The organism is Arthrobacter sp. Y3225116 (assembly GCF_059091245.1).
The window spans coordinates 1-12,068 of sequence record NZ_JBNHGL010000003.1; the positions used below are offsets into that span (position 1 = coordinate 1).

A 12,068-nucleotide genomic window follows, 5' to 3' on the forward strand; every position below is an offset into this window, starting at 1 on the left:
CGCCCACGGAGGAGATGCCACCGTGGAATCCGAACCCGGCCGGACCGTGTTCACCGTGGAGCTGCCAGCAGCGTGACACACAGGGCATTCTGTGCCGAACGACAAGGGGCGTGGACTCTCCTTCGGCCCGGACCTGAGTGGCCCGCGCCGAGTCAGACCGGCCCGTGCGAGTTGGAAACGCTGGTCACAGGCTCTGCACAGCCATGGCATAAGGGGGACCTAGCCGGCGGTGTTGATCTGGTCATGGAAGCAGCCACACGAAAAGCCAGCCCCCAGGAGCCTCCCATGACGAATGAGGACAAGAATCCGGCAGAAATGGTCCCGCAGGCGTACACTGCGAATCCTCCCGCGACGGCGAAAGACCGCCCCAAGAAGCGGCTGATCGGCATCGACGCCGCGCGCGGCCTGGCATTGATCGGGCTGATGGCCATCCACATCCTGCCCGACGCGGACGAGGACACCGGCGAGCCGACCTTGTCGTGGAACCTGTTCTCCGGGGACTCGGCTGCACTGTTCGCACTGCTGGCCGGCGTGGGGTTGGCCCTGTCCTCCGGCGCGTCCGCCCCGCACCAGGGCCGGCGAATGACCGGGGACCGGGTGGGTCTGGCAGCACGGGCCGTGGTGATCGGCTCCCTGGGGCTGGTGATCTCGGCGATCCTGCCCTGGGATCCCCCGGCCTACAACATCCTGCTCTACTACGCAGTGTTCTTCCTGCTGGCCATCCCCTTCCTACACCTGCCGTCCCGGGCACTGTTCGCGTGGGCAGCGGCGTCTGGCCTCGTCGCCCCGGTCCTGATGCAGCAACTGGGTCCGGCGTTGCCGGAGTCCTCTGCCTGGAACCACACCGTCGTGAACCTGGTCACCGAGCCGCTCGGCTCGGCCTCGGAACTGCTGCTCACCGGCTCCTATCCGGCCCTGGCCTACATGACCTACCTGCTGACCGGGCTGGGCCTGGGCCGGCTGGGCCTGCGCCGTGTCCGGGTCCAGGGACTCATCGCTGGGGTCGGCGCGGCGCTGGCGGTCCTGTCCAACGTGGTCTCCTTCCTGCTGCTGCGCGCCGGAGGTTACGAGGCGCTCTTGGCCACCCCGGGCATGACTTCGCACGACCTCGACGACGCCTTGGTGTTCGGCCCGGAGGGCCTGCCCGACACCTCGGCGTGGTGGTTGGTCATCGCCACGCCACACACCAACACCCCGCTGGCCATCGCTTCCAGTCTCGGCACGGGGATGCTGGTGCTGGGCGTCTTCCTGCTGATCGCCCCCCTCACCGAGCGGTTGCTGAAGCCCTTGGCGGCCATGGGCGCCATGACCCTCACCCTCTACTCCGGCCACCTGCTCGCCCTGGCCCCGGAACTGCACTACGACGAGCCGGGTGTGTGGTTCGTCCTGCACCTGATCGCGGCAGCCTTATTCGGTTGGTTCTGGCACTTCAAATTCAGTCAGGGCCCACTGGAGAAGGGGGTCGCCGCGGCGGCCCGGAATGCCCGACAAGTCGTGGCCGACGACACCGCCGACACCACCGCCAGTGGACCCACCACCGGAAGCCCCCGCGGAGCCACCGGCACAACCGCCGCCGGGGAGTCACCGACCGACCCGGGGCAAACCATTGACCACCGCTAGCACGACGGTCACGGTGGGTGTGCGCGAGGTTCTCTGCCGACAGGCGGATAGTCCACCCGCTCCCCCGACCAGATCACTGCTGCTTCCCCGTAAAGCAGGCAACCGGGCGGCAACTGCTCCCCCCGCAGCCTCGACCAAGTCTCGCGATAGCCATCCCATTTGGGTTCGCTCCAGGACCCACCGGGCAGCGCTCCGGCGCGCGGCATCTTTTCCACAGCCCGGAATCCTGTCCCGCCTAACCTGCGAATGAACCCCGGCTCCATGGCGTTCTACTTTCAACCGTTCCCACCGCAGTCTTGAGCCAGAGCATAGCGGTTGCTCCTTGCCGCCCTCGCTGGAGCTACGCGCCCCGAACAGTGTGGATGCGGCCATAAGGGTACAGCTGCCGATGTGGCTGGGCGGGTGATTGCGGTCCAAGCTAGGGCTGACACGTATGTGCAGTCGTGCAACTTGCCGGTATGGTGCCCTTGCAGAGAGATAGGGGTGCGATGGATCCGAGCTTGAAAGTGCGAGCGGCCATTCTCCTGCCTGCCCTCGGCATCATACTGGGGATGAGTTTTCTCGCATTTGGGCAACCGGATTTGTTGGGGCCTCTTACCAGAACCATGCCGTTTGTCTGCATGGTAGCTCTGGGACCGGCAATGGTCCTGGCGCGGGTTGTTGGGCAGCGGAGTACTCGTTCAGAGGCGAAGTTCGATCGAAGGGCTGCTCAGCTGCGGAAGCTGCTGCTCGGGGTGCTGGCAGTCAATGCGGTCTTCATCGTTGGTATGGCCGTTCTAGCATTTACCCAGCCGCCGAAGGTTGCGGCTTTGAATATGGCTATCACCGCCGGGGTGACGATCATCGTGCTCGTGACCGCACTAGTTTTCGATCGCCGGACGCTTTCTGAGGAAGACTCTGATGTGGCCAGATAACCACGGTATGGCCGGCTCCGCTGCCAAGACACTGACATAACATGCCTTGCTGGAGTCTGTGACGCTGCGGCCTACCCTCCAGGAATAACAGCAGCAGCAGTTCAGGGACTGCCCTGTACTTGTAGGCTTGTAGACGCCAGGCTGTGACCTGGAAAGCGGGCGCTGACTGCGCCCGGGCAGACAGTCAAGCTGGGCATAATCCATGGCGTGGCTATCATGTGCAGCGAGGTATGCCCAAGCAGCCGCCCGGTGCAAGGCCAAGCTCACGCCATCGCGTTCCAAGCTAGGTGTGCCGCCGTGGTCCACCTGCTCGGGGACGGCAACCAGCGCGGGGAACCCACTCCGATCGTTTGCTTTTCCAGTCGGTCCAGCTCAGCTCTTCGGATTTTCCTCCTCCTTGAAGGGCCTTTTCCGGCCGTTAATGAGCTCCTCGCGGTACTTGTCGACTTCCCGCGCCTTCTTAATGCCGAAGTATCCACCGATCCAGGGCCCCAGCCCTGCCGCCAGGCCGAGGATCGAGTATTCCCAGCCGAAAATCGCCCCCACCACAACAGCGACAACGATTCCGATAGCAATTTCCCCGTCACGCTCTTTTTCTCTTGCAGGCTAACCCCTAAATTCAGCTTGCAGAACGAACGCTTCTGGACTGATCCTCACCTACCAGCACCCGAGGTACAAGGACAGGCATAGCCAGACCGGTGGCGGGGCACGGGAAAGCGACGCCGAGGCCCGCTGGCCGGGCAACGTGGGGAGGACCCGCGGAGAACATCCAAGGATTGTCGTGCGGTCTCACTCTGGTCCAAACTTCTGCATGGCCGGTGGCGGGGTCGATGCTTTGCGGCAAGACGCTACTTCTTGGTTCTAGACGTTGAACCTAAATTCAACCTCGGTCGCGCTCAGGGAGGGGTGAGAAGGCGCTTACTCGATGCTCAGTCGACCACCGAACGGACGATCGCCGCGATACGCTTCTCCGTATCCTCGTCCACGGTCTCGAAATACCACGCGGCCGGCATTAATTGCCCGTCCACGCCGCCTGCGGCTCGGAAGGGCGCCTTCTCGGTGATCGCGAGATTCAATCGTTCGTCGTTGCGCAGCGTCACGAGCGCGGGAGTGCTCGCCGACTTCGCGTAGGCGGGCATTCCGTACCAGATCCGCGGCTTCAGAGCGGGTGCCGCAGCCATGATGGTGTCATGCACACTCTGCATGACCGAACGCCTCGGCTCGTCCATCTTCGAGATCTTGTCGATAACCTGCGTCAGGTTCTTCTCGTCCTTCGATGACATGTCACGTCCTTTCGTCAGCCGATATCGGGCATCGGCGGAATGAAGTTGGCGCATCATCGCGCCGCACCCCATCCGGACATGTCCTGAACGCTCAGGCCTCTCCTCGATGATTCACGTGTTGCCACGTGGAAGTGCGTTCGGTGGCTCGTACCACCGCAATCAGGGTACCTGACATGCAGACGGAGTACACTGCCGATTCTGCAGTTTTCGTCACACGTTAAACCGGAACTCCACCACGTTCCGTAGCTGAATAACCTTCGAGGTTTCCGTTGGTTGTGAGCTACGCCCCTGATGTGTCCCCTGAAGCTTATAGACCTCTTGACGACGCTGGACGGTTGAGTCCGCCAATGTGGTCTCGAAGACATCGCTCCGGACTAGAGCCACAAAGACCTTCTGCTGGATGTACTCCTGGAGCCTCCCTAAGGTAGCGCCGACCCTATGCCCGGCCGGCGCCGGTGTCGCGGACGGCTCTGCTACCGCCCGCGCCGTCGTCGTTCGTCGCATGGTCCCGGGACTCATCCATGGCTGTCGGCGCACCATCATCGGAATGTGCCGCGTCATCGGCGGAGGGACTCGCCGGCGTGAATGAGATGTCGCGCACGTACCGCAGCACGACGATGCCGACCGCCGTGACCGGCGCAGCCAAGAGCGCGCCCGTGATACCGAACAACGTGCCAGCCACGGTCACCGACGACAGCACGACGGCGGGGTGGATATGGAGCGCGCGCCCCACCAGCATCGGCTGGAGAATATTGCTCTCCAATTGCTGAACCAGCAGCACAATGCCGAGCACGATGAGCGCCGTCGTCCAGCCGCCGGAGAGGAGAGCCACCAGGGTAGCCAGCGCTCCGCTTGCGATGGCTCCGAGGATCGGGATGAAGGCCGAAAAGAAAATCAGCACCGATAACGGCAGTGCCAACGGAACGTCCAGAATCCAGAGCCCCAGCCCAATGAACACGGCATCCACGAGGGCGACGGTAGCCTGAGCCAGAATATACCCCGATAGCGTCTGCCATGCCTTCACAGAGACCGCCTTTATATGCCTATAAGCACGGGCGTTGCTCCAGTGCGCGACCCAGGGCAGGAATTTGTCTCCGTCCTTGAGGCTGAAGAAAACGAACACGACGACCAGCAAAAAAATGATGATCCACGATGCCACCATCCCCACACCGCTATAAATCCCGGCGGTGATGCCGGAAAGGATGGCCGAGATGTTCTCCCGCACCTGTTGCAGTCCGGTGTCGATCAACTCGTTTAGGTCCACGTTCTGCAGATTGAACGGAGGACCCGTGAAAAAGGCACTGATCTGGGTCAGTGCTTGCCGTGCCTGCTCCGCCAGCCCGGAGGTCTCCGACAGCAGGGACGGAATCATCCACCGCATGATGCCGTAGATCACCGCGAACAGGGCCGCGATGGTCACCAGCGCTGCCAGTGCGTTAGGCAGCGCTTTGCGCAGCAGTCGATTGACGGGCCATAGGATACTGCTCAGCAGCAGCGCCAGCAGGATGGGAAAAATTATGGTCCACAAGTAGCCAGCAATATTCCAAAGAACTGCCGCTCCAAGAATGAGGACGATTCCCCCGGCCACCCATTTGACGGTCCCGACAAATATTCTGGCGAATTCTCCTGCTCCTCTCTGCCCTAAGGCTCGGCCGCCCTCGGCTTCGCTTTGCTGGTCACGGTTGGCTTGCGGCGTCCGGCGCCCACGGTCTTGGGAGGAATCCATACTCTTTATCCTGTCGGAACACGCCGCTCCGTAGTAGTCACTTGGTGCGGACTATGGAGCGATGTTCAGCCCTGATTTTGGATTCCGCCCAGTTCTCACCGCCTGCTCCGGCCAGCACCACCTGGGCTCCCGCAACCTCGACTTGCCTGCCTCAAAATCTTCGGAACCAGAATGTAGGTCTCGACCTGCATGTGGATGAGGTAGTAGATGCCTGGAGCCCATCCCGCCGGCACAGAGCCCCCAGGGCAGGGACTGCTCGGAGCGGCTTTGAAGTTGAGACCGACGCCGTAGGGGAATCCGCACAAGGATGCGACCCCTGAAGAGGGGTGGCCTCGTTAAAGGCTGCAACAGGTCGAATTTACACTCCACATGAGACGGGGCCCCACCGTGGCCGGGACGGGGACCAGCCGCCAAGCGGTAGCCGCCGGGACGGTCCCCGACCTGTCGTGGCGGCTGCACATCCGGGCGCGCTTTCCTTTGGACCGACCACGGGCGAAACCAATACTCGGCTGGACGAGGGTTGCAGGCTGCCGTTCCTATGGTGCATGAGATGGTGGGTGCCTACCGACCGGTGTGCCACGACCCCGACCGCCTTTTGGGAGATCACAGCGTCGGTAATCGCCCTCTTCAGTCATCCTGAATGAAAGACATGTCGGCCACGCTCGTAGACATCAACCGGGCCGTCGTCAGAAACCTTGATTGCCAGACCACAAATGCTCGCGTTCCATGCCGCCGTGCTCCTTGCGCCAGGAAACCGCTCGAGATCCTGACGACCCGCTGCCGCAAGAGCGGCAGGGCTGGGTTCAGTAATCATGCTTGCGACGTCGATGATTCTACCGTGATCATCCAAAAGAACGGCACCATCAATACCGGAGGCCGCCTGAAGAACCCTGATGGATGTCGGATCGCCCAAGATGCCGCCCGACACGGACGACCGGAGGATGCGCGCAGCTCGATCCGGGTTTGCATGGTCAGGAACGATCTCGGACGGATCAACGCCGGCGTCCAGAAACACAAAGAGCGACCCGCGGCGCTCGTATCTGCATCCCGCCACGAGCCGCAGCGCGTGCTCGGCAACATCAGCGCCTAAACGGGCTTCCAATAAGCGCCTCAGCACGCCCCAGTCCTGATACAGCCAACTGCCCTGAGAGTTAATGAAGGTCACTCCTGTCGGCAGTGCGAAGTGGATATCGCCGGACCGCGACGCAGAGAGGACCGACGTGCCCGTCCGGAGAAATCCGTACAAACCTTTCAAATCCTCAACCGGGGCCAGCACCATGGAATCTCCCCATTCCCCCGAAGTGTCAACGAAGCCTTGGGCAGCACCGCTTTGACCACCGGCAACTAGTGCAAATTTGCCGTTTTGGAGAAATGCCTTTAACCAGCTCTCTCTGAGAAGCGCTTGCTCGAACGAAAGCGGTTGATGAAACGCATGGAATCGCACATTTGCGTGTTTCGTGAACGTGGGCAAATGCTTGACGAGCACCACGTTCCCCGTAAATCGGATACCTTCGTATTTTTGGCGCGCAGCCGCCTCGAAGATTCTGATCCATCGGAGAAGCGGCGTGGCGGAGAACGGCGACAAACGAGCCGCGGCTCGCAAGAACTGAGTTGATGCCAACGCACTCCATAGATCCTGTGCCACCGATACATCGCCTACAACCTGTAGGTCCGATCGGAACACGGACAAAACTCTCTTGATCAGACGGACTTCATTCGGCGAAATCAGCCGTCCGGCCGGGAGGCCAATAGTGACTCTCTCTCGATGATCAGTCGAAGCAACCCAAACCTCGTAACGACCATCAATTACATGCGCGTAGCCCACGCGCTCCGTGCTCGGGGGTGCGTTCTCGGTGCGTTCAGTGGACCAACCTTGGACAACCTCGTTAAGCAAGCTGGCCAATTCCGCAGCAAGGTCGTGGGTCGTCAGAACTGGCATGAGGCAACCGTAGGTTGTCGACGCGTCCGGTCATAATAATCTCTAGCGTCGAGTCTGGGACGATCCAATTGGACCTCCGTCGTTGCGTTGCACTCGTTAAGGCGGGTCGTGGAGCTTTTAGCCAAATGAAGTAGTCGAAACGCCCGCGGCCAACCTTGGCGATGCCGTGCTTTTCACCCTACTCCCCTCACGATCTGACTTTCATCCGTTGGGAGGGCTTTTCTGCTTCGCGACAATGTCACCTGCAGTGATGGTTCGATTTACCTAACAAAACTAAATTGCGTAGGGTCGGGGCCGTCAACAGTCCAGTGCAGTAAACAGAGAGGCAGAAGCCTACCAATCGTTCCCCCAGAGTGTCGGCTTGGACGGCCTCGTGGCGGCCCCTGCTCCTTCGGTCACGCAGAAGCCCTCGGGGACCCGCCATTCGATGTACTGGCGGCTGGGCACTACTGGGGCTGACCGTTGCCGCGTCTTCGGTGCCACGTCGCGGCCGTATTGCCACCCTGTGTCTCGTGCTCCTGAACTGCCGTCGTCGTCGCCGGAGGGCTTCTGCCTGCTTTTCCGCACCCAAACCCCCTCCCTTAAAATTTTGTGAAGGAATGACTGAATGAGTGAAGGCATCGAAATAGGAGAAACAGTGAAGTCCAGCTGCGCGCTCAGGCGGCACACCCCACTAAACTTGGCCGAAGCCCTTTTCGCATTCTGCGCACTCTGTGTCCATATGGCGTAGAAACCCAGTTGGCTTCCCAAATACGGGCCTGGCGGCTCGCGGCCCGAGCCCGGGTCGGGGGGCCGCTGGGCATCGTGAGAGGTCGAAGGGTCTACCAGCGGGGGAACGTCATCGCCGTAGGAATAGTTCTCCTAGGCGCACCTCGTCAGGGGGTCATTCCCCTCCTTTTCGAGGTGCTGTGCGCACCGGAATCCGATGTGGGTGGTGGCGGAGTCGCGGTCCTGGGGCTGCCGGGCTGCGGGCCTGTACCGGAGGCAGTACTCGGGAGCGCAGAGGTGGGATCCGCCCTTGACCACGAACGCATCGCGGGAGTGTTTTGGGCCAGTGTGTGGCGTGCGGGGATCGGTGGGCACGCAGCACGGGGACCCCGCAGCGTCCGGGTGCTGGGTCCAGCGATCGGCCGTCCACTCCCAGACGTTGCCGATCAGATCCACGGCGCCGTAGGCGTTGGCCGGGTAGGCGCCCACCGGGGAAGTGGTTGGCCACCCGTCCTCGGCAGTGTTCCACCAGGGGAAGGAGCCTTGCCAGGTGTTCGCCACGTGGTGGCCGTCCGGGGCGCGTTCGTTCCCCCATGGATAGGTCGTGCCCTCGGTCCCGCCCCGGGCCGCGAACTCGTGCTCAGCTTCGGTCGGGAGGCGCCGTCCGGCCCAGGCCGCGTAGGTGGCGGCGTCCTCCCAGGACACCTGAGTGACCGGGTGCTCGGCCCGCTCCTCCAAGGCGGCCGAGGCGGGGCCCTCTGGCGCACGCCAAGAGGCGCCGGGCACCCAGGACCACCACCGTGACGGGTTTGACAACGGTACCGGGGCGCTGGTGCCAGTGAACACCAGCGCCCCGGGCACCAGTAACTCCGGGTCCACCCCGGGGTATTCGCCGGGGTCGGGGCTCCGCTCGGCTACGGTGAGGTAGCCGGTGTCCGCGACGAAGCGGGCGAACCGTGCCACGGTGACGGGCGCACGCTCCAATAGGAACGGGGACACGCGCACCGGGTGGACGGGCCGTTCTTCGGGGTAGAAGTCCTCCGAGCCCATCGGAAAAATCCCACCGGGCACCAGGACCATGTCCGGTGGGATGTTCCTCATGGGAGCTGCCGGGCTCAGAACTCGCCCTCACGTTCCGCAGTCCCGGGGCCGGGTCCGGCCGGTTGCCTGCCGGCCGAAGTCTCTGTTTCGATGACCTCCGAACGGTAGCGCACCTCCCGGGTGCCGAACAGGTCCAGGTCGAAGGGGCGCTCGTCCTCGCCCAGCTCCGTGTCGATGAGGTGCGCCAGCTTCTCAAGCATCGACGCGACCAACTGCTCGTCGTAGTCCGGGTGGGTCGGGTCCCCGATGTTGTGCAGCTCGCCGGAGTCCGCTGCGAGGTCGTAGAGAGCGACATCAGAGCTGGCGTGTAGCTCCTCGACCGTCCGAGGGGTCTCGTACTGGGTGGGCGCGAACCAGCGCACCAGCTTGTACCGCCCGTCAGAGACGGCCCGGAAGAAGGTGCGCTTGTCCATGTCCGGTGCCCCGTAGACCTCCCCCACCCTCCGGCAGTCCTCGAGGGTCTTGTCCGGTCCGTGGCCGAGCTGGGCCAGCTCCCGCAGGGCGCCCTGGATCGCCCACTCCGGATCGAGCATGTTGAGCCCATCCCAGTTGACCAGAGCCCCGTCACCGGGCTCGGCCGAGGAGCCCCGAGGCGGGCGCACCTGTCCGGGAGCTTCAAGCAGGTGCCGCAGGTTCCGGCCCTTCAGCGCGGGGTACCGTTCCCGGGTCTCTGCCTCCCCCAGCCCGGCCCAGGACAGGAACGTGGTAGCCAGGTCGAGGTGGGAGCCAACGGCGTCGGATTGGACTCCACTGGGCCCGTACGGTGAAACGACCGTCATGTTCACGATCGAGGCCTCCTGAAAAGGAATCGCCCCCTTCTGTGCCAGTCCGTGCGCCCCGTTCATCTCACCGTGGTCAGAGGTCAGCACCACGACGGTGTTCCGCCACAGGTCCTGCCGGTCGAGCTCGTCCAGGATCTTCTGGAACTCGCCGTCGACCATCCGCAGACAGTTGATCAGATAGTTGCGCCGCACCTTCCAAAGGTCTTCGCGACCCTCAGGGATCCGGCCGTAGTTCCACTCGACGTTGCGCTTGTAGGACCGCACCCCGAGCGGTTGTCCCTCGAGGTCGTCGTGGAAATTGCCGGGAAGCTCGACGTCAAACTCTCGCATGAACCCCAGATCCTGGGGCGGATGGGCCAGCGGGGCCAGCGCGCCGTTGGGGTGTGCCTGCTCGTCCGCGCCGGCGCGCAGGAACATGATGTCGTGCGGGTTCACCATCGAGGAGATCAGCAGCCAGGGCCTGTCGTGCGGGCGCTTGTGGCGCAACCAGTCAACGGTCTCGAAGGCCACCGCACCATCGAGCTGCTCGCCGTGGAGTGGAGCACCCCAGTTGTCGCCCCAGGACTGGTAGTCCGAGAAACCGTAGCCCTCCAGCGCCGCGGAGGAGCGCGCCGGGTGGGACAGGTGCCACTTGCCCTTGAACGCGGTATAGTATCCCTGCTCCCGCAGCATCGTGCCTATCGTCGGCACGTCCTGGTCCAAGACGTCGGTCCAGGCGAAGTTGGTGTTGTCCCACAGCCCCACGTTCTTGGCATGCTGGCCCGTCCACATGGTCGCCCGGGACGGCGTGCACTGGGGCACCGTGCAGTACTGGTTGGCCAAGCTCACGCCGGCGCCCACCAGCCGCTGGATGGCCGGCAGCTCCACACCCGGGGGCAGATCCATGTGCACGTCCCATTGGTCCATGCACAGCACCAAAATATTCGGTCGTTCCTCACGGGCAGAACTCATGATTCGGGGTCTCCTCTTACGTGTGGTGTCTACGGGTCGTGCTCGGATTTCCCCGGAGCGTCGGGGCTTGGGCAATCAGGAAGGCGAAACCGTTTTCCCTGCTCATCAGCTTCGCGGCAACGACGAGCATGACCACCCCGAAGGTGTTGAGCAAGGTGATGAGCACCAAAACCCGCGGATCCTCGAAGTTGTCTTGTGCGACGAACGAACCCGCAGCGGTGCCGCGCTGGCCGGTGCTCAGCCGCCCACGTCCTGGAGATGGTCGTGCCCGTCGCCCATGGTCCAGCCCAGGAACAGGGCCAGTACTAGCACCACCATGCCCACGCCGACCGCCTTCCACAGCCCGGGATCGGTCATGGCCGGCAGGTACCCGATGACGATGGCGACGATCAGCACGTACAGGGAGATGTTGGAAATTATCGCCACCCACGGCTGCACGGCGGCCACCACGTTCTCGGTGAACTGCCGGACGAGCATCCCGACTACCAACGGCAGGACCATCTGCGTGAGCAGCCCCTGGACCAATGCCCAAGTGTCCACCGTCACACCTTCCAGCACCTGGGGAAGCAGGAGCGGGAGCCATGCCGACCATGAGGACGAGCATCACGGTCGCGCCCAGAGCAATATCCGAATCGGAGACCCCGGTGAGCTTAATGGAGAACGGAGCCCCGGCAGTCAATCCGAACAGCAAGAAGCCCGCCACGTACACGGTTGCAAGCTCCACCAGATCAGTGGCGGCCATCATCAGGGCCGACACCACAATGAAATTCAGCAACAGCATCCGCAGCAAAAACGCCTGGTTGGACAGGTGCATGAGCAACCGTGTGGGTTTCTGGGTCAGACCCACGTTAAGCATTGAGGTAACCACGAAGACGGTCACCCCCCACGAGCCCAGGGCCTGGAAAAACTCGTACACCGCCCACCTGCTTGGTCGTCAGCACGGTCACTGCTCCGGCCCCTAAGCGGTGCAGGTCACCCCGAATAATACTAAGCTAGCTTACGAAATCTCGTTTAGGCTAGTCACAGCTTTGCGCCGCGTTCGAG

11 protein-coding genes are annotated in these 12,068 nt (G+C 62.9%); 3 read left to right on the forward strand and 8 right to left on the reverse strand.

Going from position 1 to position 12,068, the window contains the following annotated elements; genetic code table 11:
- Positions 1–285: 285 nt before the first annotated feature.
- Both AC5RV2_RS00715 and AC5RV2_RS00720 read left to right on the forward strand, forming a co-directional pair.
- Positions 286–1,620 (forward strand): heparan-alpha-glucosaminide N-acetyltransferase domain-containing protein, encoded by a 1,335-nt coding sequence (locus AC5RV2_RS00715; protein WP_494090703.1) that lies wholly within the window; start codon positions 286–288, stop codon positions 1,618–1,620.
- A gap of 551 nt (positions 1,621–2,171) precedes the next feature.
- Positions 2,172–2,534: a hypothetical protein gene (locus tag AC5RV2_RS00720; RefSeq protein ID WP_494090704.1), complete on the forward strand. Its 363-nt coding sequence runs from the start codon at positions 2,172–2,174 to the stop codon at positions 2,532–2,534.
- Positions 2,535–2,906: 372 nt separating this feature from the next.
- On the opposite strand, the gene AC5RV2_RS00725 is transcribed toward AC5RV2_RS00720, so the two are convergent.
- The 8 genes from AC5RV2_RS00725 to AC5RV2_RS00760 all read right to left on the reverse strand — a co-directional run bounded on the left by AC5RV2_RS00725 (position 2,907) and on the right by AC5RV2_RS00760 (position 11,594).
- On the reverse strand, positions 2,907–3,083 hold the full coding sequence (locus AC5RV2_RS00725) for a hypothetical protein (RefSeq protein ID WP_494090705.1): 177 nt from the start codon (positions 3,081–3,083) through the stop codon (positions 2,907–2,909).
- Positions 3,084–3,463: 380 nt separating this feature from the next.
- Positions 3,464–3,817 carry a DUF1801 domain-containing protein gene (locus AC5RV2_RS00730; protein WP_494090706.1) on the reverse strand — a complete coding sequence of 118 codons (354 nt, stop codon included), beginning with the start codon at positions 3,815–3,817 and terminating at the stop codon, positions 3,464–3,466.
- 436 nt (positions 3,818–4,253) lie between these two features.
- Positions 4,254–5,543 carry an AI-2E family transporter gene (locus AC5RV2_RS00735; protein ID WP_494090707.1) on the reverse strand — a complete coding sequence of 430 codons (1,290 nt, stop codon included), beginning with the start codon at positions 5,541–5,543 and terminating at the stop codon, positions 4,254–4,256.
- A gap of 631 nt (positions 5,544–6,174) precedes the next feature.
- Entirely contained in the window at positions 6,175–7,482 is a 1,308-nt protein-coding gene (locus AC5RV2_RS00740; protein WP_494090708.1) for a hypothetical protein, read from the reverse strand.
- 861 nt (positions 7,483–8,343) lie between these two features.
- Positions 8,344–9,291 carry a formylglycine-generating enzyme family protein gene (locus AC5RV2_RS00745; RefSeq protein WP_494090709.1) on the reverse strand — a complete coding sequence of 316 codons (948 nt, stop codon included), beginning with the start codon at positions 9,289–9,291 and terminating at the stop codon, positions 8,344–8,346.
- A gap of 14 nt (positions 9,292–9,305) precedes the next feature.
- Positions 9,306–11,024: a sulfatase-like hydrolase/transferase gene (locus AC5RV2_RS00750; RefSeq protein ID WP_494090710.1), complete on the reverse strand. Its 1,719-nt coding sequence runs from the start codon at positions 11,022–11,024 to the stop codon at positions 9,306–9,308.
- A 16-nt stretch (positions 11,025–11,040) separates the two neighbouring features.
- Complete coding sequence (locus AC5RV2_RS00755; RefSeq protein ID WP_494090711.1) at positions 11,041–11,193, reverse strand: hypothetical protein; 153 nt, start codon at positions 11,191–11,193, stop codon at positions 11,041–11,043.
- 68 nt (positions 11,194–11,261) lie between these two features.
- Positions 11,262–11,594, reverse strand: coding sequence for a bile acid:sodium symporter (locus tag AC5RV2_RS00760; RefSeq protein WP_494090759.1), 333 nt, complete (start codon positions 11,592–11,594; stop codon positions 11,262–11,264).
- A gap of 20 nt (positions 11,595–11,614) precedes the next feature.
- Here AC5RV2_RS00760 and AC5RV2_RS00765 point away from each other — a divergent pair, with 20 nt between their 5' ends.
- On the forward strand, positions 11,615–11,986 hold the full coding sequence (locus AC5RV2_RS00765; protein ID WP_494090712.1) for a hypothetical protein: 372 nt from the start codon (positions 11,615–11,617) through the stop codon (positions 11,984–11,986).
- Positions 11,987–12,068: the final 82 nt, after the last annotated feature.

Excerpts from the sequence above, each read along its gene's own strand:
- AC5RV2_RS00715 (WP_494090703.1), top strand. The coding sequence starts at position 286 with ATGACGAATGAGGACAAGAATCCGGCAGAAATGGTCCCGCAGGCGTAC.
- AC5RV2_RS00720 (WP_494090704.1), top strand. The coding sequence starts at position 2,172 with ATGAGTTTTCTCGCATTTGGGCAACCGGATTTGTTGGGGCCTCTTACC.
- AC5RV2_RS00730 (WP_494090706.1), bottom strand. The coding sequence starts at position 3,817 with ATGTCATCGAAGGACGAGAAGAACCTGACGCAGGTTATCGACAAGATC.
- AC5RV2_RS00735 (WP_494090707.1), bottom strand. The coding sequence starts at position 5,543 with ATGGATTCCTCCCAAGACCGTGGGCGCCGGACGCCGCAAGCCAACCGT.
- AC5RV2_RS00740 (WP_494090708.1), bottom strand. The coding sequence starts at position 7,482 with ATGCCAGTTCTGACGACCCACGACCTTGCTGCGGAATTGGCCAGCTTG.
- AC5RV2_RS00745 (WP_494090709.1), bottom strand. The coding sequence starts at position 9,291 with ATGAGGAACATCCCACCGGACATGGTCCTGGTGCCCGGTGGGATTTTT.
- AC5RV2_RS00750 (WP_494090710.1), bottom strand. The coding sequence starts at position 11,024 with ATGAGTTCTGCCCGTGAGGAACGACCGAATATTTTGGTGCTGTGCATG.
- AC5RV2_RS00765 (WP_494090712.1), top strand. The coding sequence starts at position 11,615 with ATGAGGACGAGCATCACGGTCGCGCCCAGAGCAATATCCGAATCGGAG.